This window comes from Clostridium sardiniense (assembly GCF_016907995.1).
GTDB lineage: Bacteria > Bacillota > Clostridia > Clostridiales > Clostridiaceae > Clostridium > Clostridium sardiniense.
Genome location: NZ_JAFBDA010000005.1, coordinates 117,015 through 143,317, shown reverse-complemented (window position 1 = coordinate 143,317; position 26,303 = coordinate 117,015). Strand labels below are relative to the sequence as shown.

General features: G+C 27.6%; 26 protein-coding genes and 1 pseudogene. 22 read left to right on the top strand and 5 right to left on the bottom strand.

The window, feature by feature from the left end:
* Window positions 1-266: 266 nt before the first annotated feature.
* Together gltS and JOC62_RS06285 are read right to left on the bottom strand one after the other, a co-directional pair.
* Window positions 267-1,463 carry a sodium/glutamate symporter gene (gltS, locus tag JOC62_RS06290; RefSeq protein ID WP_204594368.1) on the bottom strand — a complete coding sequence of 399 codons (1,197 nt, stop codon included), beginning with the start codon at window positions 1,461-1,463 and terminating at the stop codon, window positions 267-269.
* Window positions 1,464-1,874: 411 nt separating this feature from the next.
* Window positions 1,875-3,431: an ABC-F family ATP-binding cassette domain-containing protein gene (locus JOC62_RS06285; protein ID WP_204594367.1), complete on the bottom strand. Its 1,557-nt coding sequence runs from the start codon at window positions 3,429-3,431 to the stop codon at window positions 1,875-1,877.
* A gap of 163 nt (window positions 3,432-3,594) precedes the next feature.
* Here JOC62_RS06285 and JOC62_RS06280 point away from each other — a divergent pair, with 163 nt between their 5' ends.
* The 15 genes and pseudogenes from JOC62_RS06280 (at window position 3,595) to JOC62_RS06210 (ending at window position 18,256) form a co-directional block, all read left to right on the top strand.
* Window positions 3,595-3,894: a metal-sensitive transcriptional regulator gene (locus JOC62_RS06280; protein WP_243425026.1), complete on the top strand. Its 300-nt coding sequence runs from the start codon at window positions 3,595-3,597 to the stop codon at window positions 3,892-3,894.
* 34 nt (window positions 3,895-3,928) lie between these two features.
* Window positions 3,929-4,906: a calcium/sodium antiporter gene (locus JOC62_RS06275; RefSeq protein ID WP_204594427.1), complete on the top strand. Its 978-nt coding sequence runs from the start codon at window positions 3,929-3,931 to the stop codon at window positions 4,904-4,906.
* Between the two features lie 262 nt (window positions 4,907-5,168).
* Window positions 5,169-6,563, top strand: a complete 1,395-nt coding sequence (gene amrA, locus JOC62_RS06270; protein WP_204594366.1) for an AmmeMemoRadiSam system protein A — start codon at window positions 5,169-5,171, stop codon at window positions 6,561-6,563.
* 4 nt (window positions 6,564-6,567) lie between these two features.
* Window positions 6,568-7,464, top strand: coding sequence for a radical SAM protein (locus tag JOC62_RS06265; RefSeq protein ID WP_204594365.1), 897 nt, complete (start codon window positions 6,568-6,570; stop codon window positions 7,462-7,464).
* A 589-nt stretch (window positions 7,465-8,053) separates the two neighbouring features.
* On the top strand, window positions 8,054-9,292 hold the full coding sequence (arcA, locus tag JOC62_RS06260; RefSeq protein ID WP_204594426.1) for an arginine deiminase: 1,239 nt from the start codon (window positions 8,054-8,056) through the stop codon (window positions 9,290-9,292).
* 113 nt (window positions 9,293-9,405) lie between these two features.
* Window positions 9,406-10,401 carry an ornithine carbamoyltransferase gene (gene argF / locus JOC62_RS06255; protein WP_204594364.1) on the top strand — a complete coding sequence of 332 codons (996 nt, stop codon included), beginning with the start codon at window positions 9,406-9,408 and terminating at the stop codon, window positions 10,399-10,401.
* Window positions 10,402-10,478: 77 nt separating this feature from the next.
* Window positions 10,479-11,921 carry an arginine-ornithine antiporter gene (gene arcD / locus JOC62_RS06250; RefSeq protein ID WP_204594363.1) on the top strand — a complete coding sequence of 481 codons (1,443 nt, stop codon included), beginning with the start codon at window positions 10,479-10,481 and terminating at the stop codon, window positions 11,919-11,921.
* 154 nt (window positions 11,922-12,075) lie between these two features.
* A complete protein-coding gene (gene arcC, locus JOC62_RS06245; protein WP_204594362.1) occupies window positions 12,076-13,020 on the top strand; it encodes a carbamate kinase in 945 nt (314 codons plus the stop codon).
* Window positions 13,021-13,116: 96 nt separating this feature from the next.
* Window positions 13,117-13,572 carry an arginine repressor gene (locus tag JOC62_RS06240; protein WP_204594361.1) on the top strand — a complete coding sequence of 152 codons (456 nt, stop codon included), beginning with the start codon at window positions 13,117-13,119 and terminating at the stop codon, window positions 13,570-13,572.
* A 294-nt stretch (window positions 13,573-13,866) separates the two neighbouring features.
* A pseudogene (locus JOC62_RS06235) lies at window positions 13,867-14,052 on the top strand (ribose-5-phosphate isomerase A); the annotation flags it as partial.
* A 17-nt stretch (window positions 14,053-14,069) separates the two neighbouring features.
* Window positions 14,070-15,038, top strand: coding sequence for a Gfo/Idh/MocA family protein (locus tag JOC62_RS06230; RefSeq protein ID WP_204594360.1), 969 nt, complete (start codon window positions 14,070-14,072; stop codon window positions 15,036-15,038).
* A 45-nt stretch (window positions 15,039-15,083) separates the two neighbouring features.
* Window positions 15,084-15,935 carry a MurR/RpiR family transcriptional regulator gene (locus JOC62_RS06225; protein WP_204594359.1) on the top strand — a complete coding sequence of 284 codons (852 nt, stop codon included), beginning with the start codon at window positions 15,084-15,086 and terminating at the stop codon, window positions 15,933-15,935.
* Between the two features lie 83 nt (window positions 15,936-16,018).
* Window positions 16,019-16,489, top strand: a complete 471-nt coding sequence (locus JOC62_RS06220) for a GNAT family N-acetyltransferase (protein WP_204594358.1) — start codon at window positions 16,019-16,021, stop codon at window positions 16,487-16,489.
* Window positions 16,490-16,565: 76 nt separating this feature from the next.
* Window positions 16,566-17,465, top strand: coding sequence for a hypothetical protein (locus tag JOC62_RS06215; protein ID WP_204594357.1), 900 nt, complete (start codon window positions 16,566-16,568; stop codon window positions 17,463-17,465).
* A gap of 71 nt (window positions 17,466-17,536) precedes the next feature.
* Window positions 17,537-18,256, top strand: coding sequence for a peptidylprolyl isomerase (locus tag JOC62_RS06210; protein WP_423882972.1), 720 nt, complete (start codon window positions 17,537-17,539; stop codon window positions 18,254-18,256).
* Between the two features lie 105 nt (window positions 18,257-18,361).
* Here JOC62_RS06210 and JOC62_RS06205 read toward each other — a convergent pair whose 3' ends face one another.
* Entirely contained in the window at window positions 18,362-18,889 is a 528-nt protein-coding gene (locus tag JOC62_RS06205; RefSeq protein ID WP_204594356.1) for a hypothetical protein, read from the bottom strand.
* Window positions 18,890-19,225: 336 nt separating this feature from the next.
* Between JOC62_RS06205 and JOC62_RS06200 the strand changes: the two genes are divergently transcribed.
* The 3 genes from JOC62_RS06200 (at window position 19,226) to JOC62_RS06190 (ending at window position 21,456) form a co-directional block, all read left to right on the top strand.
* Complete coding sequence (locus JOC62_RS06200) at window positions 19,226-19,612, top strand: hypothetical protein (RefSeq protein ID WP_204594355.1); 387 nt, start codon at window positions 19,226-19,228, stop codon at window positions 19,610-19,612.
* A gap of 167 nt (window positions 19,613-19,779) precedes the next feature.
* Window positions 19,780-20,610 (top strand): Cof-type HAD-IIB family hydrolase, encoded by an 831-nt coding sequence (locus JOC62_RS06195; RefSeq protein WP_204594354.1) that lies wholly within the window; start codon window positions 19,780-19,782, stop codon window positions 20,608-20,610.
* A gap of 234 nt (window positions 20,611-20,844) precedes the next feature.
* On the top strand, window positions 20,845-21,456 hold the full coding sequence (locus JOC62_RS06190; RefSeq protein ID WP_204594353.1) for a manganese efflux pump MntP: 612 nt from the start codon (window positions 20,845-20,847) through the stop codon (window positions 21,454-21,456).
* Window positions 21,457-21,571: 115 nt separating this feature from the next.
* On the opposite strand, the gene JOC62_RS06185 is transcribed toward JOC62_RS06190, so the two are convergent.
* On the bottom strand, window positions 21,572-21,985 hold the full coding sequence (locus JOC62_RS06185; protein WP_204594352.1) for an EamA family transporter: 414 nt from the start codon (window positions 21,983-21,985) through the stop codon (window positions 21,572-21,574).
* Window positions 21,986-22,167: 182 nt separating this feature from the next.
* Between JOC62_RS06185 and gloA the strand changes: the two genes are divergently transcribed.
* The 4 genes from gloA to JOC62_RS06165 all read left to right on the top strand — a co-directional run bounded on the left by gloA (window position 22,168) and on the right by JOC62_RS06165 (window position 25,600).
* The gene (gene gloA, locus JOC62_RS06180) at window positions 22,168-22,551 is read left to right on the top strand and encodes a lactoylglutathione lyase (protein WP_204594351.1); all 384 of its coding nucleotides are present in this window, start codon (window positions 22,168-22,170) and stop codon (window positions 22,549-22,551) included.
* A gap of 172 nt (window positions 22,552-22,723) precedes the next feature.
* Window positions 22,724-23,929: a BaiN/RdsA family NAD(P)/FAD-dependent oxidoreductase gene (locus JOC62_RS06175; protein WP_204594350.1), complete on the top strand. Its 1,206-nt coding sequence runs from the start codon at window positions 22,724-22,726 to the stop codon at window positions 23,927-23,929.
* 27 nt (window positions 23,930-23,956) lie between these two features.
* Entirely contained in the window at window positions 23,957-24,637 is a 681-nt protein-coding gene (locus JOC62_RS06170; RefSeq protein ID WP_204594349.1) for a 23S rRNA pseudouridine(2604) synthase RluF, read from the top strand.
* Between the two features lie 24 nt (window positions 24,638-24,661).
* Window positions 24,662-25,600, top strand: coding sequence for a TRM11 family SAM-dependent methyltransferase (locus tag JOC62_RS06165; protein ID WP_204594348.1), 939 nt, complete (start codon window positions 24,662-24,664; stop codon window positions 25,598-25,600).
* A 54-nt stretch (window positions 25,601-25,654) separates the two neighbouring features.
* Here the strand turns inward: JOC62_RS06165 and JOC62_RS06160 are convergent, their stop codons facing one another.
* Window positions 25,655-26,239 carry a restriction endonuclease gene (locus tag JOC62_RS06160; protein WP_204594347.1) on the bottom strand — a complete coding sequence of 195 codons (585 nt, stop codon included), beginning with the start codon at window positions 26,237-26,239 and terminating at the stop codon, window positions 25,655-25,657.
* Between the last annotated feature and the right edge of the window lie 64 nt (window positions 26,240-26,303).

The following is a 26,303-nucleotide window of genomic DNA, read 5'->3' as shown; positions in this document are numbered from 1 at the left end:
TTAGAAAATATTTAATAATAATTCAAAATAAAATGAATATTAATAAAAAATTTTATATATATGAAATCTTTTAATGATAATTTTACAATATTTTTAATCAGATTAAAAGTTTTTTAACAAAGATTAAACATAAGGGAAAATATTACAATAAAAAATAATATTAATAAGTAAGGTATAAAGTATAATAAAAAAAGATCTACCTAATTGATATAAAAACAATTAGATAGATTTAAATATTATAATATAAATTAACTCTATAGAGAAATTTAATGTAATATATTTATAAATAGTGTAATTACAGCTGAATTTACAAAATCTATAAATAAACATCCTACAATTGGAACTGTAAGATACGGAGTTGGTGCAAAGCCAAACTTACTTGTTAATGCATCCATATTTGCTACAGCATTAGGAGTAGCGCCCATACCAAATCCACAATTTGCAGATGCAAATACAGCAGCTTCATAATCTTTTCCCATAACTTTAAATGTAATAAAGTAAGCAAATAATCCCATAAGAAGCATTTGCCCAACTAGCATTACAACCATAGGGCCTGCTAAGTCAAATAGTTCCCATAATTTTAGTCCCATTAAAGCCATAGATAAGAAGAATGAAAGGCTTATTCCACCGATAACTTCTATTTCTTTTTCTTCAAGTTTTACATTTTTAATATCACATAGATTTCTAATAATAGCAGCAGCTATCATAGCACCTATATATGATGGAAAAGTAAGTCCTAAGTTTTGAATAAATCCTGAAATTACTGAGCCAATTCCCATTGCAATAAATATCCAAGAAACACCTTTCATAAGTCTTTTATTACAAAGAAGTGCTTTGTTATCTTCATGGAAGTCGCTTACTGGTATAAATTTATCGTGAGATTCCTTTGGGGTTTTAAGTTTATTGCGTTCAATTAAATTTTTAGCAACAAAACCACCTATTAGGCTACCCATAACTAGTCCAAAAGTTGCAGAAGCAAATGATACAGTAGTTGCTCCAGCAACGCCCATTTCCTCTAAAAGAGGTCCAAATGAACCAGCAGTTCCATGACCTCCAATCATAGGAATAGAGCCTGTACAAAGTCCAAGTAAAGGATCTAAATTAAATAATTTTGCAAGTGATGCACCTAATGCATTTTGAGATATTACTAATAATATAGAAAGGAACAAAAATATTATTACGTTAAGTCCTCCCTTTTTTAGTATCTTAATGCTTGCAGTAAACCCAACACTAGTAAAGAATGCAGTCATAAATAAATTTTGAAGAGTAGTATCTAAAGTTATTGTTGCAATATTAGTTATTCTTAAAACAAGAACTAACACTGCAAATAGAAGCCCACCAATTACTGGTGCAGGTATACAATATTTTGATAAAAACTTTATTTTACTTTTTAAAAAATTTCCTAAATAAAAAACAACAGTAGCTAATGCCATTGTTTGAAATATATCAAATTTTAATTCCAATTATATTCCTCCTTTGTGATTAGAAATTAAATGTAAATTTTGAACTAACTATTAATAATTTTACTATATTTTTAATAATAATTAAAGTATTTATGAAAAAATGAGAAATTTACCGTTTTATATAATAGAAAATATTTAATAATAATTAAGGTTGGGAAAAAATAACAGAATATTAAATAAAGAAAAGATCAACAAAATGTTGATCTTTAAGTATATACTATATTAATAGTTATAAATTATATTATTTTAAAAGTCAAATTATCCTAAGAAGTTTTATAAATAAAATTAGTATAGCAATCAATATATAAATAAAAATAAAACTTATATTTACATTACAATTCTACCTATTAATTATAAATAATTTAAGAAAAAGAGCTAGCTTTTACGCTAACTCTTTAAATTCTAGAATTATTATATGATTTTTAATGTCCAATCTTCACAGTTCCAAACTTCTGTAACTATATCTTTATAGAATTCTGGTTCGTGTGATACTAGAAGTATTGATCCTTTATATTCTTTTAAAGCTCTCTTAAGTTCATCTTTAGCATCTACATCTAAGTGGTTAGTAGGCTCATCGAAGATAAGAATATTAGTTGCAGTATTAAGTATTTTACAAAGTCTAACTTTTGCAGCCTCTCCTCCAGATAAAACTCTTATCTTAGATTCAAGTTGTTTAGTTGTAAGTCCACATTTAGCAAGGGCAGCTCTTATTTCATATTGAGTTTTGCTTGGGAACTCATTCCAAACTTCTTCTATACAAGTATTATTATTTTCTTCTCTATCTTCTTGTTCAAAATATCCTATATTTTGATAATCTCCAAGCATAACTTCACCAGATAGTGGCTTAACTTTTCCAAGTAAACTCTTAAGTAGAGTAGACTTACCAAGACCATTAGCACCAACTAAAGCTATCTTTTGACCTCTTTCCATATAAAGATTAAGAGGTTTTGTAAGAGGTTCACTATATCCAATTACTAAATCTTTAGTTTCAAAGATAGTTTTTACTGATGTTCTTGAATATTTAAAATCAAATTCAGGTTTTGGTTTTTCTTTTGAAAGCTCTATTCTATCCATTTTATCTAATTTCTTTTGTCTTGACTTTGCCATACCAGTTGTTGCAACATTTGCCTTATTTCTAGCAACGAAATCTTCAAGTCTTGCTATTTCTTTTTGTTGCTTTTCATAAGCTATTTCAAGTCTTTTCTTGTTTTCTTCATGTTTTCTTTTAAATTCATAATAGTCACCAACATATCTTGTAAGTTTTCTTTCTTCAACATGATATATTAAGTTAATAACATCATTTAAAAATGGTATATCGTGAGATATAAGTATAAATGCATTTTCATAACTTTGTAGATATCTCTTAAGCCATTCTATATGTTCTTCATCTAGATAGTTAGTAGGTTCATCTAGAAGTAATATGTCAGGATTCTCTAAAAGAAGTTTTCCAAGTAGTATTTTAGTTCTTTGACCTCCTGATAAATCATCTACATCTTTTTCAAGTCCTAAATCTAAAAGACCAAGACCTTTTGCGACTTCATCAATTTTTGCATCTATCATATAAAAACCATTATTATCAAGCATATCTTGAATAACAGCAGTTCTTTCAAGCATTTTGTTTAGTTCATCTTCTGAAACCTCACCCATTTTTTCATAAAGTGAATTCATTTCAGCTTCTAAGTCAAATAAATATCTAAAAGCTTCTCTTAAGGCATCTCTGATAGAAGTACCTTTATTTAAAACAGCATGCTGGTCCATATATCCAACACGTACATTGTTTGACCAAATAACTTTTCCTTCATCAGGCATAAGTTTACCTGTGATTATATTCATAAAGGTAGACTTACCTTCACCATTTGCACCAATAAGCCCAACGTGTTCTCCTTTTAAAAGTCTAAAAGAAACATCTTCAAAAATAGCTCTATCACCAAATCCATGGTTCATCTCTTTAACAGTAACTATACTCATTTTATCCTCCTAAAAATATATTGCTAAGAATAAGTTTAATAGTACTATTATATTTTGTAAAGAAAAAGTGTACAATATTAATGGCTTTTAAAATTAAAAAAAATAATGTAGAATATAAGAATGAAGAAAATACCACCTAGAGGTATAAGGAGGATGTTCTAAAATGGAAAATGATAAAGATATGTTAATTTTTGATGAGCATAATGAAAAGCTCAGAAAAGATATAATGAATAGACTAAGAAGGATCGAGGGGCAAGTTAAAGGAATACAAGGAATGATGGAAAAGAATGCTTGTTGCGGTGATGTTCTTGTTCAAGTTGCAGCAATAAGATCTGCCATAAACAATGTTGGTGGATTAATTATAGAAAACTATGCTATAAATTGTTTAGGATTTGAAGAAGGGTCAGAGGAGCAAAAGAAGGTTCAAGTACTGGTTAAAAAGATAAATAACTTTGTAAAGTAAGGTATATAAGGGAGTAATAGTGATGAATAATATCATTAATATAGTTATTTTAATTATAGGGTTTATTCTTTTAATAAAAGGAGCAGATATTTTTGTTGATGGATCATCAAGTATAGCAAAAAAGATAGGGATACCATCAGTTATAGTTGGACTTACTATTGTTTCACTTGGAACAAGCGCACCAGAACTTGCAGTAAGTTCAATATCAGCTCTTCAAGGAAATAATGGAATTGCAATAGGTAATGTTTTAGGTTCTAACATATTTAATACATTAGTTGTTCTTGGAGGTACAGCTATTGCAATGCCACTTATAATTAGAAAGAGAATTGTAAAGAGAGATTTTTTTGTTAATATATTAGTTGCAATAATACTTTATATAATTGCCTTTGGAATTAGTTTTAATGGAAAAGATGGACTAATATCAAGAATAGACGGATTAATATTACTATTATTATGTATAATTTACACTATAGTGTTAATAAGGAGTGCTATTAAAGATAAGGGTTCTAGGGACACAGATATGGAGTCAAAAGCAGCTATTACCAATATAAGGATAGGACCAAATATTATAAAGATTATAGTTGGAATAATTGGAATTGTACTTGGTGGAAAGTTTGTAGTTGATTCAGCTACAAATATAGCCTATTCCATAGGAATGAGTGAAAAACTAGTTGGACTTACAATTGTAGCAGTTGGAACTTCTCTTCCAGAACTTGTGACATCTATAGTTGCAGCTCTTAAAGGGGAAAATGAAATTGCAATAGGAAATGTACTCGGATCTAATATATTTAATATATTACTTATACTAGGATTATCATCAACTATTAACCCAATAGTTGTAACAGGAAACCTCTATATGGACTTGTTATTCCTAATAATAGTAACTATAATTATAGGAATCATAATATTCTTTAATAAAGATAAAGAGATAAAGAAGCTAAACAGACTAGAAGGAACAGTTTTAATACTTGTATATGTTGTTTATCTTTCATATATTATAATGAGAAATTAACAAAAAGAGCTTATATTAATATAGGCTCTTTTTATTTATAAAAATATAGCTTATATAAGATTAAGCAATTTAGATAAATAATAAAAGAATCAATAAACTTATCATACTTAGAGAAAAACAAAGTAATAAGATACATTATTATAATAAAGGAAAAAAAGTATTTTTTATTAATAGTTAAGAAGAACAATGATAATAATACTTATAAGAAAAATAATAAATATAGTATAAATTACTAGTTATTCTAGGAAAGAAGGAGTATAGAATGAAAGGATATTATTTAATGCCCCACCCACCAATTATGATACCAGAAGTAGGCAATGGGAAAGAAGAAGAGATAAGGAAAACTATTAAGTCTTGTGAATTTATAGGGAAAGAGATAAAACATAATAATGTTGAAACAATAATTATAATAACACCACATGGGAATGTATTTAGAGATGGAGTATGTATAATAGATGATTATAATATAGAGGGTGATTTAAGTAGGTTTGGAGCAAGTAATGTATATTATGATTTAAAGATAGATAGAGATATTACTAAAAAAATTTTAGAATACTGCATGGAAGAAGAAATTCCAGTAGTTAATTTAAATAAAGATAAAGCTAAATTATATAATGTAAGAGTAGAACTTGATCATGGAGCACTAGTTCCACTTTATAATATCCTAAGAAATAAGCAGTATAAAATAGTTCATATAACATATGGACTTCTATCACCTATTGAATTGTATAAATTTGGAATGCAAATAAAAAAGGCGGCAGAAGAAATGGGTGAGAAGACTGCATTTATATCATCAGGAGATTTATCACATAGACTAAGTGAAGACGGTCCATATGATTATAGCCCTTATGGCAAAAAATTTGATAGAGAGCTAATAGGTATATTGGAGCGTGGGAATATAGAAGGATTATTTAAGATAGATGCAAAGTTGATTTTAGAAGCAGGGGAATGTGGATTAAGATCTCTTTATGTATTAGCAGGTGTATTAGATGGAGTGAAAGTTAAAGGAAACTTATTAAGCTATGAAGCACCTTTTGGTGTAGGGTATGCTGTTATGAAGTTTGATGTTGAAAATGGAAAGTCATTATATAATAATTTAATCTTTGAGAAGGAAGAACGACACAGACGAAGAAAAAGAGAAGGTAATCCTTATACAAGACTTGCTAGATTAAATATAGAAAATTTCTTTAATACGAGAGCCTCTGTAAGATATAAAGATATAAAAGATGAAGAGTTGTTAGGAAGTAGGAGAGGTGTATTTGTATCTTTAAAGATAAGAGGAGATCTAAGAGGCTGTGTAGGAACTATAAAGCCTACAACAGAATGTATAGGTAATGAAATTATAAAAAATTCATTAAGTGCTGCATTTAATGATCCAAGGTTTTCAGAGCTAAGAAAAGATGAATTGTTAGAATGTGATATATCAGTAGATATATTGCATGAAAGTGAAATTTGTAAAAAGGAAGATTTAGATCCTAAGATATATGGTGTTATAGTTCAAAATGAGGAGAATATGGGATTGCTATTACCTAATTTAGAAGGTATAGAAGATGCAGATACACAAGTTTCCATAGCTCTTCAAAAAGGAAATATATCTCCTTTCGAAAACTATATATTAAAAAGATTTAAGGTAGACAGATTTGAGGAGGTAGATTAAAGCAGTGAAAGAAGCTCGATTCTATAATATAGAAGACGGAAAGATAAGGTGTAATTTATGCCCTCATAGGTGCTTAATTAAAGATGGTTATCTTGGAATATGTGGAGTAAGGAAAAGTAGTTCAGTATGCGGAGAACTTAAGTTATACACAATAAATTATGGTGAAATAACTAGTATTTCTATGGATAGAATAGAAAAGAAGCCATTATATGAATTTTATAAGGGAAGTAAAATATTATCTATAGGATCATTTGGATGCAATTTTAAATGTTCATTTTGCCAAAACTATTCTATTTCTCAGTATATGCCTAAATCAAAGAAAATGACAGTTGAAGAGGTTTCAGAACTTGTATGTTCAACTTTTGATAATCTAGGAGTAGCATTTACATACAATGAACCTAGCATTTTTTATGAATTTGTATATGATGTTTCAAAAAGAATAAAGGAATTGAATAAAGATAAAAAAATAGTTTTAGTAACTAATGGATATATAAACAAAGAGCCTTTTAAAAAATTAGCACCATTTATTGATGCAATGAATATTGATTTAAAAGGAGATAATGATTATTACAATAAATTATGCAAAGGCCGTATAGAACCTGTCAAAGATATTATAAGGGTAGCTAGTAAAAGTGGAATACATGTTGAAATTACTACACTTCTAGTTACAGGAGAAAATACAAATAATAGCTTTATAGAAGAGTTAGGAAACTTTATAGAAAGTATAGATGTGAATATACCTATTCATTTATCAAGGTATTTTCCAAATTATAAAATGACAAAAGAAATGACATCATTAGAAGAAATGAAAGATGCATATAGGCTACTTAGAGGTAAAGTAAAGAATATATACTTAGGTAATATTACTGAAGAAGAAGAGAAATATATAAAGAGAATATAGATATATAATAAAAAAATGGCATATATTTGTTACAGCAAAATTAAATAAAAGGGTATTTTTACTTGGTGGAAGTTATGGTTGGATTTATCAAGGAATAAAAAATGGAGTAAGTATAAAAAGTTTATGGAATAAGCCACATATAAAATAAGAAATAAATAGGAGGATAATATATTATTCTCCTATTTATTTGCATTTATTTGATAATGGATATCAAATATGTATGAAAATGTATGAGAATATATTGGAATTACTGAAAAAATAGAGAAGGTTATATAATAAAATAGAAAAAATAGAAAAAATATAAATAAATTTATTCCAAGTTTATGCATAAATTATTCATTTTGGATAGTTAATATTTTAACGTGATAAAGCAATGAATAGAGAGAATTTTACATTATTATATTATTTAATAATGCAAGTTTTAATTCATAGAATGAATAAAATTGAAAAATGCTATGCATTTTATTCCATAAAATGGTTTGTAAGCGTTATAACAGGTATATATAATAAAAACTGTAAACAGTGTTAATCAATTGTGATTGACCCCGCAGAATTGTTTGCAAATTACAAAAGAAAAAGGAGCGATAATATTATGGGAGAAAGAGCTTTAAATGTTACCTCAGAAATTGGAAGATTAAAAACTGTACTATTACACAGACCTGGAGAAGAGGTTGAAAATTTAACACCAGATTTGTTAGACAGATTACTTTTTGATGATATTCCATATTTAAAAATTGCAAGAGAAGAACATGATGCATTTGCACAAACTCTAAGAGATGCAGGAGTTGAAGTTCTTTATTTAGAAGTACTTGCTGCAGAAGCAATAGCTACTGATGAAAAAGTAAAAATGAAATTTATAAGTCAATTTATAGATGAAGCAGGAGTTGAAAGTGAGTCTTTAAAAGATGCTTTAACTAGATATTTCTTAAGTTTTGAAAATAAAGCTATGGTTGATAAGATGATGGCAGGTGTTAGAAAAGAAGAACTTAAAGAATATAATAGAGATTCATTATATGACTTAGTAAATAACACTTATCCATTTGTTTGTGATCCAATGCCAAATCTTTATTTTACAAGAGATCCATTTGCAACAATTGGACATGGTATTACATTAAATCACATGAGAACAGAAACTAGAAATAGAGAAACAATATTTGCGAAATACATATTCGAAAATCACCCAAGATTTAAAGGTAAAGAAGTTCCTTTCTGGTTTAACAGAGATGAAAATACTTCAATTGAAGGTGGAGACGAATTAATATTATCAAAAGATACTTTAGCAGTTGGTATTTCACAAAGAACTGATTCAGCTTCAGTTGAAAAACTAGCTAAAAGACTATTATTCAATAATGATTCAACATTTAAAACTGTACTAGCTTTCCAAATACCAGTAAGTAGAGCATTCATGCATTTAGATACAGTATTTACTCAAGTTGATTATGATAAATTTACAGTTCATCCAGGAATTGTAGGACCTTTAAATGTTTATGCAATAACTAAGGATCCAGAACATGAAGGAGCACTTAAAACTGTAAAAGAAGTAGATACTTTAGAAAATATATTAAGCAAATATTTAGATAGAAAAGTTACATTAATTAAATGTGGTGGTGGTGATGAAATCATCGCAGCTAGAGAACAATGGAATGATGGTTCAAATACTCTTGCAATAGCACCAGGTGAAGTTGTAGTTTATTCAAGAAACTATGTAACAAACGGAATATTAGAAGAGTATGGAATAAAATTACATGTAATTCCATCATCAGAACTTTCAAGAGGAAGAGGTGGCCCAAGATGTATGTCAATGCCACTAATAAGAGAAGATTTATAAAAATAGCTTATTAAAAAATTAAATATAAAAAATACATGTAGTGTTTACTCTCTTTGATTCAATTAGAGTATGGAGAGTAAACACTTAGGTTTAAAACTAAGGAGGAAATTAAAATGGCAGTTAATTTAAAAGGAAGAAGTTTTTTAACATTAAAGGATTTTACACCAGCAGAAATTAGATATCTTTTAGACTTATCACATGATTTAAAAGCTAAAAAGAGAGCAGGAATCTTAGGAGACAGCTTAAAAGGTAAAAATGTAGTATTATTATTTGAAAAAACATCAACTAGAACTAGATGTGCTTTTGAATGTGGAGCAGCAGAAGAAGGAGCACATGTAACTTTCTTAACAAATTCACAAATGGGTAAAAAAGAATCAATAGAAGATACTGCAAAAGTACTTGGAAGAATGTACGATGGTATTGAGTTTAGAGGATTCAGCCAAGCAACTGTTGAATCTTTAGCAAAACATGCAGGAGTTCCTGTTTGGAATGGATTAACTGACGTAGACCACCCAACTCAAATATTAGCTGACCTTCTTACAATAGAAGAACATGCACATAAACCACTTAGTGAAATAAAGTTAGTATTTACAGGGGATATAAGAAATAATATGAGCTATGCTTTAATGTATGGTGCAGCTAAAATGGGAATGCACTTTGTAGCATTAGGACCAAAGAGCTTAGATCCAGATCAAGAAATAGTAAAAGAAATGCAAGAATACTCAAAACAAACAGGAGCTATAATTGAAGTAACTGATAATGTTGATGAAGCAGTTAAAGGTGCTGATGTTATATATACTGATATTTGGGTATCAATGGGAGAAGATGAAAACTTATATCCAGAAAGAGTTAAATTACTTTCACCATATAAAGTTACAAGAGAAATGATGAATAAAACTGGTAACAAGAATACATTATTCATGCATTGCTTACCATCATTCCATGACTTAGATACTGAAGTTGCAGTAGATATACAAAAGAGATTAGGATGCGACATTAGAGAAGTTGAGGATGAAGTATTCAGAAGTAAAAATTCAGTAGTATTTGATGAAGCTGAAAATAGAATGCATACTATAAAAGCCGTAATGGTAGCTACAGCAGGAAAATAATCAAAGCACTAGTCGGCTATTAATTAATAGTCGACTAAAATTTTCCCTAAAATCAAACTGAATAAGGAGTGATAGTAATGTCAGAAGAAAAATCAACTGGTGAACAAAGGAATCTTGGATTTGCATCTCTAGCGGCATTAATTGTTGGATCTATGATAGGTGGTGGAGCATTTAATTTACCATCTGATATGGCAAGAGGAGCAGGTACAGGCGCAATTATTTTAGGTTGGATTATAACTGGTATTGGTATGATAGCACTTGCTTTTGTTTACCAAACATTAGCAAATAGAAAGCCAGAGCTAAGTGGTGGTGTATATAGTTATGCAAAAGCTGGTTTTGGTGAGTACATAGGATTCAACTCTGCATGGGGATATTGGTTAAGTGCATGGATTGGTAATGTATCTTACTCAGTATTACTATTTGGAGCAATTGGATATTTTGCACCAGTATTTGGAGAAGGTAATAACTTACCATCAATTATTGGAGCTTCAATATTAGTTTGGGCATTTACTGCATTAATACTTAAAGGTGTAAGTGGAGCAGCCCTTGTAAACTTAATTACTACTATAGCAAAATTAGTGCCTATTTGTGTATTTATAGTTGCTGCAATATTTGCATTTAATTTACATAACTTCACATTTGAATTCTGGGGTACTACAGATATAGGGAGTGTACTAGATCAAGCAAAGAATACTATGTTAGTAACATTATGGTGTTTTATAGGTATTGAAGGTGCAGTAGTTGTATCTGGTAGAGCTAAAAAACAAAGTGATGTTGGTAAAGCAACTGTAATAGGACTTATAGGAACTTTATGTATATACCTTTTAATTTCATTAATGTCTTTAGGTGTTATGAATAGAGTTGACCTTTCAGGACTTAACAATCCATCAATGGCATATGTTTTAGAGTTTGCTGTTGGTAAATGGGGAGCAGTTCTTATAAATATAGGTTTAATAATTTCATTATTTGGATCATTACTTGGATGGTCATTATTATGTGCTGAAATTCCATTTGTAGCTGCAAAAGATGGTGTTTTACCTAAGATATTTGCAAAAACAAATAAAAATGGAGCACCAGCAGCTTCATTAATAATTACAAATATTTTAGTTGAAGTATTTTTAGTATTAACATTAGTAGCTAGTAGTACTTATCAAGCATTATATTCAGTAGCAAGTACAGCGATACTTGTACCATATCTTTTAAGTGCCATGTATGGACTTAAGCTTACAATAACTGGAGAAACTTATGATGTTAATCCAGTAGGAAGAACAAGAGATAAAATTTGTGCAACGATTGCTACTGTATATGCTATATGGTTATGTTATGCAGCCGGGTTAAAATACTTATTGCTATGCTTTATCCTTTATGCAATTGGTATTATATTCTACTATATTGCAAAGAAACAAAATGATAAAGATGGAAAAGTATTTAAAGGAACAGAATTTGGAATTGCAATAGGAGTAATTGTAATTGCTATAATAGCGGTAGTTTTACTAGTAAATGGAACTATAAGTATATAAAACTTACTAAACAAAAGATAAGAGCTATATAAATATAAAGCTATATAAACAAAAGATAAGTAGATTAAAAGCAAACAAAAGATAAAGATAAAAAATACTAAATACTAAACAAAAGATAAAAGTATAATTTGGAAATTGTAAGGAGGAACAAAAGATGAAAATAGTTTTAGCGTTAGGTGGAAATGCATTACAATCAGATCCAAAGGATAAAAGTGCAGAAAGTCAATTAAAGACTTGTAAGGAAACTGCAAAATCAGTAGTTAAATTAATAGAAGCTGGACATCAAGTTTCAATAGTACATGGAAATGGTCCACAAGTAGGACAAATACTTGCAAGTATAGAAGCAGCATATCAAGCTGATCATAATAATACACTATTCCCATTTGATGTTGTAGGTGCATTCTCACAAGGTTATATTGGATATCATTTGCAAAATGCAATTTTAGAAGAATTAAATAAAAAGAATATAAAAAAATCAGTTGAGACTGTTGTAACTCAAGTAGTTGTAGATAAAAATGATAAAGGATTCCAAAATCCAACAAAACCAATAGGATCTTTCTATACTAAAGAAGAAGCTGAAAAGCTAGAAAAAGATAAAGGATATGTAATGAAAGAGGATGCTGGAAGAGGCTATAGAAGAGTTGTTGCTTCACCAAAACCTATTGATATTGTTGAAAAAGAAGCTATAAAGACAATGGTTAACGATGGATTCGTAGTTATTGCTTGTGGCGGTGGTGGAATACCAGTAATTAGAGAAGGCGATGAGCTTGTTGGGGTCCCAGCAGTTATAGATAAAGATTTTGCAGCAGAGAAATTAGCAGAAATACTAGATGCTGATATATTATTAATACTTACAGCAGTAGATAGAGTTTGTGTAAATTACAATAAACCTAATCAAAAAGAGTTAGTAGAAATTAATCTTGAAGAAGTAGACAAGTATATTGAAGAAGGTCAATTTGCTCCAGGTAGTATGTTACCTAAAGTTGAAGCTTGTAAGAAGTTTACAGAATCAGGAGAAAACAAAACAGCTATTATTGCATCACTTAAGAGAGCTAATGATGCCTTAGTTGGAGAATCAGGAACTAAAATAGTAAGATAGTATTAATTTAAACTTAAATTTAATGATGCTAAACTAAAATTGCTATGTTTAGTTTAGCATCAAGAAATAGTATTTTACGAAGAGGAGTAGAGTATTATGGAAAATGAACTAAAGAAAAGAAGACGCGAAGAGATACTAGATATAATAGAAAATGAAGAGATTGGTAAACAAGATGAATTAGTTATGAAACTAAAGCGCCGTGGAATTAATGTTACTCAAGCTACCTTATCAAGAGACTTAAGAGAGATGCATATAATTAGAAAGCCAGCAGGTAATAAGGAATATAAATACATAATAGTTACACAAGAAGATGTCGGAAAGAGATGTCAAAGTGTATTTAAGGATGCAGTATTGAGTATCTTTATACAAGAATATTTTATATCAGTAAAAACAATGAATGGTATGGCTGCAGCTGTAGGAGAATTAATTGATAGATTAGATGATAAAAAAATAGCTGGAACAGTTGCAAGCAATAATAATGTACTGGTTTTATGCCGAAGTCATGAATACGCGAAACATGTATATAAAGAGTTAAATGATTTAAGACTTTAAGTATTTTTGTATATTCTTACTATAAATATAAGAATATTTATAAATAAGCATAATAAAATAACAATCCTAATTATAAGGAATATTTTAGGCAAGTGAGCTTAATATATTCCTTATTTTTATTTTTAGAAAATGAACTATAATATCAAATAAAATCTAGAGTTAGAAGTATAATTAAATATCAGTATTAGCGAAATTTTATTTTGTGTATAAAGCAATTGACGAAATATTATTATTATAATATTATAGTTTTAAAGGATAGAAAATATGTGAGGATGGGAACTAAAAGATAGATATACAATAACTGAAGGGGGAAATCTGTTAATAGATGTAACCTTTGAATACATTCAAGATGTATATGAATTAGAGAAAAGCTTGAAAAATATTTGTGGAGTTATAGATACTTCATTATTTATAAATAAAGTTACAAGGGTATTAGTTACCGGGGAAGAGGGAACTAGAATAATTTCTAAAAATAAATAATTTATGAGGTGAAGGATATGAATAATATAAAATGGGGAATATTAGGACCAGGAACTATAGCAGCAGATTTTGCAGGTGCAATAAATGAAGTGAATGGAAGTGTTTATGCAGTAGGTTCAAGAAGGTTTGAAAAAGCAGAAGAATTTGCAAAAAAACATAATGTGGAGAAGGCTTATGGAAATTATGAAGAAATGCTAAAGGATGAGAAAATAGATGTAGTATATATATCAACTCCACATAGCAATCATTACGAATATATAATTGAAAGCCTTAAAAATAATAAGCATGTTTTCTGTGAAAAGGCAATAACAGTTAATGGAGATCAATTAAAAGAGATAGTAGAACTTGCAGAATATAAAAATTTAATTGTAGCAGAAGCAATGACTATATATCATATGCCATTATATAAAAAGCTTAATGATATGATAAGAGATGGAGATCTTGGAAAACTTAAAATGATTCAAGTATCTTTTGGAAGTTGTAAGGAAAATGATCCAACTAATAGATTCTTTAATAAAGATTTAGCGGGAGGAGCTCTTTTAGATATTGGTACTTATGCATTATCATTCACTAGATACTTCCTTTCAAGTAATCCAGAAGAAGTTTTAACAACAGTTAAAAAGTTTGAGACAGGTGTAGATGAACAATCAGGAATAATACTTAAGAATGTAGAAGATGAAATGGCTGTAATAACTCTTACAATGAGAGCTAAGATGCCAAAAAGAGGTATTATAGCTTGTGAGAATGGATTTATAACTGTTGATGATTTTCCAAGAGCAAATAAAGCCACAATAACTTATCTTGATGGAAGAATTGAAAATGTAGAAGCTGGGGATGGTATGAAGGCTTTGATTTATGAAGTAGAGGAAATGAATAATTGTATTAAAAATAAAAAGAAGGCAAAGGCATTAAAGTTATCCATTGATGTAATGGATATAATGGATGAAGTTAGAAAGCAATGGGGAATCAAATATCCTTTTGAATAAAATTATTTAATTAACTTCATATAATTAAAAAGGAGCAATGATAAATTGAAAAATAAAGAAAGAAGCGTATTAGATAAAATCTTTGCAGTTTATGATAATTTATATGAAGCAGAAAAGAAAATTGCAGATTATGTTATAAACAATCAAGAAAAAGTAGTTGATATGACCGTTTCAGAATTAGCATCTAAAAGTAATGTTAGTGAAGCTACTATAATAAGATTTTGCAAAAAGTGCAATTTTAAGGGGTTTCATCATCTTAAAATAAGCCTTGCAAAAGAAATGGTTACATCAGAAGAAAGTAAAATATCAAATACTTTAGATATAAATAATATAACGGGATCTATTCAAAATATATTAGCTAATAAAATTGAAGAATTAAAACAAACTGTATCTATGATGGATGAAAAGGAAGTTAAAGCTATTTTAGAGACCATTAAGAAAGCAAGAATTGTTCAATTTGCAGCAGTTGGAAATACAATACCTATAATTCTAGATGGTGCATATAAATTAAATCAAATAGGAATAAGAGCTGTGGCAAATTCAATATGGGAAAATCAACTTGCTTTTTCCTATAGTTTAACTGAAGAAGATGTATTAATAGCTGTATCAAGTACAGGATCTTCTAAGAGACTTCTAACTATAGTAGATGTTGCAAATGAAAAGGGTGCAACTACAATTTGTATAACAAATCATGAAAGTTCTCCTTTAGCTAGTAAATGCAAATATAGAATAAATACATCTACAAGAGAGAGACTGTTTTTAGATGAATTTGCATTTTCAAAGTTATCTACTATGGCTGTTATAGAGATATTATTTTTATTATTAGCAGTAGATAAAAGAGATGGATATACTTGTATAAGTAGTCATGAGCAGTCTATGGTAGATGATAAATTTTAATATGTAGGCATTGAATGAAAATTCAATGCCTTTTTATCATAGATATAAGTAAGGAATAGAGAAAATTTATGGAGGATGATTAAATGGTTAGTTTTAGTTATATCACAAAAGATGATATAGATAATGTAATTAAAATTTATAATTCAAATACTAAATTTTTAAAAGAACACTTAGATAAAGAAGATGTAGGTAAAGAGTTTATTATAAAGGAACTTAAAGAAATGAAAAAAATGAATTTTGATAGCTTTAAGATTCTATATAATAATATTATTATTGGAGTATGTGATGTGAAATTTGATAATGAGACTTATTTATCTCTTTTGATGATAGATAATAAATTTAAAAATAGCGGATTTGGAAGTAAGGCATTTTATGAAATAGAGAAAATGGCTAAAGAATTTAATAGTAAATCGATAAGAATTGATGTAGTTTATGGATATGATAATAGTGTTACTGCGTTTTGGTTAGATAAAGGGTTTGTAATAAAAGAAAAAGTAAAGTTTAATTGGGATAAAAAAAGTTTAGATGCTTATATAATGATGAAATATATATGATTAAAAATTATACATATCAATAGTATTATTATATAATTATTATAAATTAGAGTATTAAAGGAAAAGAGGATAACTAATGAATAGATTAAAAGATATGTATGAATCATATATAGATGAATTAGATAGAGAAGGTGTTGTAGAAGAGGCTGTAGATTATGAAGACTATGCTTACATGTATTCACTTCATTTAAAAAGATATGGATTTAATACAAATAGTGAAGAAGAGATAAATGAAGCATTAGATGAGAATTATAGATTATTACATTTAGATTTTGAAGATATAAGAGAAAGTGGAATTTATGTAGCACCAATGACATCAGAAATGCCTTTATTTAATATTAAGGAAGCTATTAATGAAAGTAATTGTGATTTAGAGTGTTTTAATGTAACATCTATGGAAAATACTAAAGAATATATAGAAACTTATTCTGGAATTATAGATATTGATCTAAATAAGATAATAAGTGAGAAAAGTTCTCTAAGGATAAAGGATGGATATAGATTAATCCTTTATAGAATTAAAAATAACTTTGAAGATAAATATAGGTTGCATGCATTTAAGGGATATGGAATGATACCTATGCCATCTGAAGATAATTTAATTGATACATACTTTGAGGGCATAGACTTAGAGGTAAATCAAATGGAAGATTCATTTATGAATGCAATAAAGGGAGATAAAACACCAAATAGTTATATGGAAGCTATATTATTATTTAATGAAATTATGGAATTAGAGACAGGTAATCTAAGTGATATTCTTCTTTATGGAGAAAATAGATATATCAACAATAGATTTATTCCGAAAGAGCCTATGCTTTATGAAGTTAATGATCAAAAGATTATAGAATATTATGGATATGTACAAGATGAGAATAGAGAATTAGATACATTTTCTAAAAATATAGTATTATTTGAAGAGGGAGATTATAGCTTGAAAATGGCTAAAATTATAGAAGGTAGTGTCAGGAATTAAATATTTTAAATTATAATATTTCCCCTATTTTTTATGATTATATTAATATGTAAAGTATAGCATGGTATAATATGTATATATACAAAGAAAGGGGAGATATATTAGTGAAAAAAGGGAAGTTTAAATTATTAGTATTACTAACTTTAATGATATCTGGGTTTATGTTAGTTGGATGTGGAAGTAACAAGCAAGGTGAAAACAAAGCTCAAGGTAATAATGTAGAAGATAGTAATGATAAATCAACGGAAAATAAAGATGATGTTAATAAAAAAGATTTACCTACAGTTACTATTGAAGTTAAAGGATTTGGAACAATGAAAGGAGAATTATATCCAGATAAGGCTCCTAATACAGTTAATAATTTTATAGCATTAGCTAATAGTGGTTTCTATAATGGTTTAACATTTCATAGAATAATTCCTGATTTTATGATACAAGGTGGAGATCCAGATGGTGTTGGTACTGGAGGACCTGGCTATAGTATTAAAGGAGAATTTTCTTCAAATGGTTTTGATAATGATATAAAGCATACAGAAGGAATACTTTCTATGGCAAGGTCTAGAGAAAAAGATTCAGCTGGAAGTCAGTTCTTTATTATGACAAAAGCAGCATCACACTTAGATGGAGAATATGCCGCTTTTGGGAAGATTACAGAAGGGCTTGATGTTCTTCATAAGATTGAAAGTGTTAAAACAGGAGCTAATGATAAACCAGAAGAGCCTGTAGTTATTGAATCAATTAAAGTTGATACTAAAGGCATAAACTATAAGGAACCTGAAAAAATGAAATAAATATAAAAAGAAGCTTCTTAATTTATAGAAGTTTCTTTTTAATTTATTATAAAATAAAAGACTATGAATATTTAAATCCTTATAAATTAATATTAATATAAAAATTTATATTAAAATATACAATATAATTATGCTAACTAATAACAATACAGCAACTATAGAATATGAAAATAATAAATTATCAGTATTAATTAATTTAGGCTTTTGATTTTCATAAATATTAACTTTATTTATATTTTTCAGCACATCTAAATATTTAGTTGATAAAGGAGTATATTGTATTTTTGATTGTCCTTTAATTTTCAATTCTATTATTGGATTTTCATTGTATTTAAATACATTTATAGAAGCTATACTTTCTATAGGTATCTTATTTAAAGAAACTTTTTCAAAGTTTTCTTTTGTATTAATTAAATATAAATTTTTATTAGTTAATACAAATAGGGTATTCCATATCCATTCATCAGAAAATAGATATCCAAAAAGTCCTCCACCTGAGATTGGACTTTTTCTTTCTTTTTCAGCACTACAATTTGTTGTTTCAAAATATCCCTTAATCAATTCACTGTCATCTAAAGAATTTTCAAGTTCAAATAAGTTTTTTTCAAGATTAATATCTATTAAGCTATTCATAGTTATACCCTCCTTATGTTATTACAAAAACTATGTAATTATAGTGCTATTATTTTATTATATGAAATATAAACCTAATACTTGACTAATCTAAGGTATTAGCTTATTAATGATTGATGATTAATTCATAATATAAATATAAATAAGTAAAATCTATAAGTGAATGTATGTTTAGGATCAAGCATTTAAAGATTATAATGACATGTAGATTATAGAAGAAAAAATATTATTTTAAATTTTAAATATCACAAAATATACATAGAATATTTTTATTTAAATCTTAATTATGAGATACAATGAATTTATAAATAAATTCACATTAATGGAGGTTTTAATATGAGAGATGGAGTAGTAATTTTATTTCCAGAAGGAGAAGTAAAGCAGGTAGATAGTATTAGAGAAGCAATTGGTATGTCTGAAGAATTTAATAAATATAGCATTGAAGAATACTGCAATCAATATGATTTAGAATATGATGATTTGGCAAAAGGCGAAGCAAATTTTGCATCAGGATATGAAAACGGGATTATTAAAATGTTTAATACTAATGATGTTATTAAAGAAATAAAAGATTCAGATATATTAAAGTGTGAAAAGAATATTCTTTTAAATAAATTAGAACATAGCAACAAATCACTTAAATTAGAAGATTATGAAGGGTTAGATACCATATTAGAAACATGTGAAGAAATTGAACTTGATGATCACTATGATGATATTTAAGAATATATGATGAAAATAAAGAGAAGCAATCTAAGAAATTTATTATTGAATTGCTTCTCTTTGTTTGTGATATAATTAAGATGTATGAAAAGTGTATTTCACAGGGATATTATGACAAAATAGATATAAATTTATATCTAAGGTTTGAAAGGTGGATTTATAACAGTATGTATAAGTTAGTATGTATAGATATGGATGGAACGTTATTAAATAAATATCATGAGGTAAGTGAGGAAAATAAAAAAGCCCTTAAAGAAGCAACAGATTTAGGAGTTAATATTGCAATATCAACAGGAAGAATATTTGCATCAGCAAGAATATATGCAAAGATTACTGGAATAAAGGCACCTTTAATATGTTCAAATGGAGCTTATATAAGGGGAAAAGATACGGATGAAGTTATATTTAAATCTGTATTAAATAGAGAAGCCTTAGATAAAATATATGAGGTAATAAAAAAACATAAATTTTTAGCTTATTTTGATACACCTTATGGAATAATAAGTGATACTAAAATTCCAGAAGATGATAGCCATAGAGTAATGAATGAGTGGGTAGATATAGATGAACAAATTAAGTTTTATGAAGTAGATGATTTTAGAGATGCATTTAAAGAATATGAATCTGATATATTAAAGCTTATAATAATAGAAGATGAAGATAGCAGCACCATTAAAGATGCTAAAGAAGATATAGATAAATTAAGTGATTATGTAGATATAGCTTATTCATGGGGAGGGTGTGCAGAACTTACGGCAAAAGGTACGTCAAAAGGGAGTGCAGTTAAAATATTAGCAAAAAAACTTGGAATAAAAAAAGAAGAGATAATGTGTATCGGGGATAGTGGAAATGATTTATCAATGCTTAAAGAAGCAGGATTTTCTGTTGTCATGGATAATGCATCGGAAGAAATTAAGAAATATGCTGATTACATAACAGGTACTAATGAGAATAGTGGAGTGGCTAAAGCAATAGATAAGTTTATTTTAAAAATTTAATTGATTTCATGAAAGAATTTTGATAATATAATATGGTAAAATTAATATATACTCATTTGTATAAGGGAGTAGTTAGCTCTATAATAAATTGTGAAGAGTTATTAAGTCAACATATTGAACGGGAAAGGTTCTGGCTTAATATTAAATAGCGAGACTTATGCGTAGTTTTTTTGCTACGCATAAGTCTTATTTTTTTGTGATAAATGAGTAGAATAAATTAAGAGGAGAAATTATATGAGTTTTTTATCAATTTTTATGACGGCAATAGGTTTATCTATGGATGCATTTGCTGTGGCACTTGCAAAGGGAATGAGCCTTAAGAAAAATTTACTTAAAAATGCTTTAAAGATAGCAGTATTTTTTGGTGGATTTCAAGCTATAATGCCATTTATAGGATGGTTTGCTGGAAGGTATTTTAGAGATTATATTGAATCTTTTGATCATTGGATCGCATTTATTCTTCTTGGAGCTATTGGTGGAAAGATGATTTATGAATCATTTAAAGGAGAAAAAGAAAATTGTAGCCTAGATGAAGATGACATAGCTAATGAAGTTTCAGTTGAAGAAGAATTAATAGAAGAAAAAGGATTAAGTAATAAAAATTTAACACTACTTGCAATAGCCACAAGTATTGATGCATTAGCCGTAGGGGTAAGTTTTGCATTTTTAAATGTTAGTATATTACCTGCAATCTCCATAATAGGAATAACAACTTTTGTATTGTGTATGATAGCTGTTTTAATTGGAAGAAAGTTAGGCTGTATTCTCCAAAAGTATGCAGAAGTTGCTGGAGGAATAATTTTAATACTTATGGGATTAAAGATACTTATTGAACATATAGGTTAATATTATAAAGACTTAGAGAGAATTTAATATTTATATATCTAAGTCTTTATTTTATGAATTATATATTTATTAACTTGTATAAAAACAAACTACAATCTTAGATTAAGTAAATAAATTATAAGACCATAATAAGCGTTCCCGCAGCTATTAAAATACCTCCAAAAATTGATTTAACTGTTATTTGCTCATTTAGTATAAAGAATGCTAAAACAATTGTTATTATAATGCTTAATTTATCTATAGCAACAACACTTGTTACTTGCCCCATTTGTATAGCTTTATAATAAAATAACCATGATAAGCCTGTTGCTAGACCTGATAATATTAAAAAAAGCATACTTTTATTTGATATGTTTTTAATATCTTTATGAGTTCCAGTAGTAAATACAATTCCCCAAGCTAAGATTAGGACAACAATTGTACGAATAGCAGTTGCTAAATTTGAATTAATTCCATTAATACCAATCTTAGCAAAAATTGAAGTTATTGCAGCAAATACAGCAGACATAATAGCATATACAATCCACATGAAAGACTCCCCCTTCCCAATATATTAAGAATGCTTATATTATAGCATAAATATTAAAATATGCGAAAATGAAAATCATTATCCTTTAACAAAGCAATATATTAAATTAATATATTACTAAATTTTATATTAATTTATATGATAAAATATAATTATTATAATTATGAAAAGGAGTTGTAAATATGTCAGTGAAAATGTTACACACATGTATAAGAGTTATGGATTTAGAAAAATCTTTAAAGTTTTATAAGGAAGGTTTAGGACTTATAGAGACAAGAAGAAAGGATTTCCCAGAGCATAAATTTACTCTTGTTTATTTATCAAATGAAGTTGGCGGATATGAAATAGAACTTACTTATAACTATAATCCTGAAAAGCCTTATGAAATAGGAAATGGATTTAGTCATACGGCTATTGGAGTTAAAGATTTAGAAGGAATGAGAGAAAAACATATTTCACTTGGATATAAAGTTACAGATTTAAAAGGATTACCAGGTGAGAAGCCTAAATATTACTTTGTAACTGATCCAGATGGATATATGGTAGAAGTTATAAGAGAACAATAAAGTCTAAAAGTGTAGTATATATACTACACTTTTTTAATTTTTATTATTAAAAGTAAAATTATATATACTTGTTCAAATTTTATATATAGTATAATATAGGGATTATATTATATATGAAAATGAATTAAATAATTTATTTAGATAAATTTACTTAAGATAGGAGTAAGATTTTATGGCAAAGGTTATAGTCGTTGGAGGAGGACCTGCTGGTATTATGGCAGCTATCACTTCTTCAAAAAATAATGAAGTAATATTAGTTGAAAAAAATAATGAAATTGGTAAGAAACTTAGACTTACTGGTGGTGGAAGATGCAATATAACAAATAATAGAGATATTGAAGAATTTTTTGATAAGGTAGTAAGTAATAAAAAGTTCTTATATAGCGCATTTTATGATTTTTCTAACTTAGATATTTTAAACTATTTTAGTGAAAATAATTTAAAGTATAAGGTTGAATATGATCAAAAGGTATATACAGAAAGTGATAAAGCAGAAGAGGTAATTGAAATATTTAAAAAAGATCTTGCAAAAAATAATGTTAATGTAATGTATAATACAGAAGTTCTAGATTTAATAGTAGAAAATGAAGATATTAAAGGTGTTATAGTTAATGAAGGAAAAGAGATATATGCAGATAAAGTTATAGTAACAACTGGTGGAAAGAGCCATCCTCAAACAGGTTCAGATGGAAGTATGTTTGAAATTTTAGAAAAACATGGGCATACAATAAAACCTTTATATGCAGCACTTATTCCATTAGTTACAAAAGAAGGATTTGTAAAAAATCTTCAAGGTGTTTCAATGAAAGAAGTTATATTTACTACTAAAATAAAAAAGAGAAAAATTGAAACTAGTGGAGATATGATCTTTACTCATTTTGGTATATCAGGTCCAGGAGTATTAAAATTATCTTCCTATATTAATAAAGAGCTAGAAGAGGGTGAAATGGAAATAAGTTTAGATTTCCTATCAGATAAATCTAAAGAGGATATATCTAAGATAATTAGAAGTAATCCTAATAAAAGTATACTAAATAATTTAAAAGGTTCACTTCCACAAAACTTTATAAAAGAAATTTTAGAAATTCTAAATTTAACTGAAGTTAAGCCTAGTGACCTTAAAAAAGAAGATGAACTAAAGCTTATTAATTGTATAAAAGAAATGAAACTTACAGTAAAAGAAACACTAACTATAAAGGCAGCTATGGTTACAAGTGGAGGTGTTAATGTTAAAGAAATAAATGCTTCAACTATGGAGTCTAAGGTAATAAAAGGATTATTCTTTGCAGGAGAAGTTATGGATGTTGATGCTGAAACAGGAGGATATAATCTTCAAATAGCATATTCAACAGGACATTTAGCTGGAAGTGATTATTAAATTTAATTAAAAGGACAGGATTTTTAGATGAGAATAAATAAACTACTTAGTAATTATGGAGTTTGTTCAAGGAAAGAAACTAATAGACTTATTGAAGAGAACAGAATAATAGTTAATGGAAAGCTATGTATTAAAGGGCAATGGGTAGAAGAAACTGATGAAATACTTTTAGATAATAAGATTTTAAAACCTATGGAAAAGGTATATATAGCACTAAATAAGCCAGAAGGTATTACTTGCACTGCCGCAGAAGATGTAGACAATAATATAATTAAGTTCATGAATTATAAGAATTATATATTTCCTGTAGGAAGGCTTGATAAGGAATCTGAAGGCTTGATAATAATGACTAATGATGGAGATCTCGCAAATAAGATATTAGAGTCTGAGAATAATCATGAAAAAGAATATATAGTTAGAGTAGATAAGCCTTTTGATGATGATTTTATAAATGGAATGTCAAAGGGAGTAGAGATATTAAAAGTCAAGACAAGACCCTGCAAAGTTAGTAGAATAAATGATGATACTTTTAGAATAATATTAACTCAAGGTCTTAACAAGCAAATAAGAAGAATGAGTAGAGCTTTTGGATATACAGTTATAAGTCTTAAACGTATAAGAATAATGAATATAAATATAACTGGTATAGAAAAGGGGAACTGGCGTAATCTTACAGAAAAAGAAGTAGAAGAATTAAAAAATTACTAAACTAAGTATTAGGAGTATATTTTAATGAATAATATAGAATTTAAAAAGTATTTTTATGTTATAAATTATCCAGAGTATGAAGAAGGTTTATGCCGTATGGAGATGAAATATTTATTTGGAAAAGAGGATGATAGTAAAGAATTTTTTTCAAAAGTTTATATTAGTCCATCTAGAAGTCCATTTATAAAACACTGTATAAAGATTATATATGTAGAAGATACGCTTGAAGATGTAGTTAAAAAAATTAAAGAAGATAACATGTCCTTTGAAGGTTTTAAAGTGAACTTTATAAGACTTGATAAAAATGAAGCTAATTACAAAGAAAGATTAGAATCTATGAGAAAAATAGGTATGGCTATAGATGGTATACCCAATATTCATAATCCTAAAATTATATTAGGATTAATAAAGATTTATGGGAAATGGATATTTGGTATATATGAAAAGGATGATTGCAAGTGGCATGATCATGATAAAAAGCCATTTTCATATTCTAATGCATTAAGTACAAGAGTGGCGAGAGCAATTGTTAATATAGCAGTTGGTCAAGATATGAATAAAAAGATAATAGATCCTTGCTGTGGTGTTGGAACTGTAGTAATTGAAGGAAAGTCTATGGGATTAGATATAATAGGATATGAGATTAACCCTCAAATAGCATGTAATGCTAAGGAAAATATGAAGGCATTAGGATATGATATAGCTATTATTAAAGGTAACATGCATGATATAAAAGATCATTTTGATATTGCTATTGTAGATATGCCTTATGGGCTATTTACTAAAACTACAGTTACTCAGCAACAGGAAATAATAGATACAACACGAAGAATATCAAATAAAGCAATAATAATAACCTTTGAAAATATGGATAAAATGATAAATGAATCGGGATTTGAAATTATAGATAAAGGTGTTATTCTAAAAAATAATTTTAAAAGATATATAAATATATGTAAGTAAAAAGTGTAGGAAAATTCCTACACTTTTAAAATTTGAAAGCTTAATTATAAAAAACTAAACTTCAATATTTATATAATAATTTTCTGATTCTGAATATGCATCAAGAATTTTAACTATTTCATGTAAAGTTATAAATTTAATATCTAAATCACTATTTTTATTAAGATCAGATATGTATTTATCAGCATTAGGATGTATTTCACCGGTAGTTACAATGATTCCTTTTTTTATTCCATTAGACATCATTGCACCAACTAATTTCTGGCATATTTCTCTACCTATCATAAAGTCATAATTTTTTATTTTTTTATCATCTTTATAATCATATGTAGTTGTATATCTTTTACATTCTACGTAAGTTTTTTCAAATTTTTCATCTGTTAGAATTAAATCTACTCCACCATCATTCTCAGAAGGTGTTACAATTACATCTCTATAATGATAAATATCATCAAAAAGCCATCTACAAAAATATTCAAACTCTATTCCTGTTAAATTAGTTATACTTTCTTTTTTCATTTTAACTTTAAACTTAATTTTTTCATCATTGAAAGTAGTTGCCTTATTAATTAATGGAGTAATAATTTTTAAGATAGTTATAATAAGAATCAATATTATAACTATTTCTAATGTATTCATAAAATCACCTCTAATAGTATTATTAACTAATATAATGATTTATAATCTTCAATTATATTAGAAA

What these genes read in the sequence shown, in the direction of transcription:
- JOC62_RS06285 (WP_204594367.1), bottom strand. Translation starts at nt 3,431, where the DNA reads ATGAGTATAGTTACTGTTAAAGAGATGAACCATGGATTTGGTGATAGA.
- JOC62_RS06280 (WP_243425026.1), top strand. Translation starts at nt 3,595, where the DNA reads ATGGAAAATGATAAAGATATGTTAATTTTTGATGAGCATAATGAAAAG.
- amrA (WP_204594366.1), top strand. Translation starts at nt 5,169, where the DNA reads ATGAAAGGATATTATTTAATGCCCCACCCACCAATTATGATACCAGAA.
- argF (WP_204594364.1), top strand. Translation starts at nt 9,406, where the DNA reads ATGGCAGTTAATTTAAAAGGAAGAAGTTTTTTAACATTAAAGGATTTT.
- arcD (WP_204594363.1), top strand. Translation starts at nt 10,479, where the DNA reads ATGTCAGAAGAAAAATCAACTGGTGAACAAAGGAATCTTGGATTTGCA.
- arcC (WP_204594362.1), top strand. Translation starts at nt 12,076, where the DNA reads ATGAAAATAGTTTTAGCGTTAGGTGGAAATGCATTACAATCAGATCCA.
- JOC62_RS06240 (WP_204594361.1), top strand. Translation starts at nt 13,117, where the DNA reads ATGGAAAATGAACTAAAGAAAAGAAGACGCGAAGAGATACTAGATATA.
- JOC62_RS06230 (WP_204594360.1), top strand. Translation starts at nt 14,070, where the DNA reads ATGAATAATATAAAATGGGGAATATTAGGACCAGGAACTATAGCAGCA.
- JOC62_RS06220 (WP_204594358.1), top strand. Translation starts at nt 16,019, where the DNA reads ATGGTTAGTTTTAGTTATATCACAAAAGATGATATAGATAATGTAATT.
- JOC62_RS06215 (WP_204594357.1), top strand. Translation starts at nt 16,566, where the DNA reads ATGAATAGATTAAAAGATATGTATGAATCATATATAGATGAATTAGAT.
- JOC62_RS06210 (WP_423882972.1), top strand. Translation starts at nt 17,537, where the DNA reads ATGTATATATACAAAGAAAGGGGAGATATATTAGTGAAAAAAGGGAAG.
- JOC62_RS06205 (WP_204594356.1), bottom strand. Translation starts at nt 18,889, where the DNA reads ATGAATAGCTTAATAGATATTAATCTTGAAAAAAACTTATTTGAACTT.
- JOC62_RS06200 (WP_204594355.1), top strand. Translation starts at nt 19,226, where the DNA reads ATGAGAGATGGAGTAGTAATTTTATTTCCAGAAGGAGAAGTAAAGCAG.
- JOC62_RS06195 (WP_204594354.1), top strand. Translation starts at nt 19,780, where the DNA reads ATGTATAAGTTAGTATGTATAGATATGGATGGAACGTTATTAAATAAA.
- JOC62_RS06190 (WP_204594353.1), top strand. Translation starts at nt 20,845, where the DNA reads ATGAGTTTTTTATCAATTTTTATGACGGCAATAGGTTTATCTATGGAT.
- JOC62_RS06185 (WP_204594352.1), bottom strand. Translation starts at nt 21,985, where the DNA reads ATGTGGATTGTATATGCTATTATGTCTGCTGTATTTGCTGCAATAACT.
- gloA (WP_204594351.1), top strand. Translation starts at nt 22,168, where the DNA reads ATGTCAGTGAAAATGTTACACACATGTATAAGAGTTATGGATTTAGAA.
- JOC62_RS06175 (WP_204594350.1), top strand. Translation starts at nt 22,724, where the DNA reads ATGGCAAAGGTTATAGTCGTTGGAGGAGGACCTGCTGGTATTATGGCA.
- JOC62_RS06170 (WP_204594349.1), top strand. Translation starts at nt 23,957, where the DNA reads ATGAGAATAAATAAACTACTTAGTAATTATGGAGTTTGTTCAAGGAAA.
- JOC62_RS06165 (WP_204594348.1), top strand. Translation starts at nt 24,662, where the DNA reads ATGAATAATATAGAATTTAAAAAGTATTTTTATGTTATAAATTATCCA.
- JOC62_RS06160 (WP_204594347.1), bottom strand. Translation starts at nt 26,239, where the DNA reads ATGAATACATTAGAAATAGTTATAATATTGATTCTTATTATAACTATC.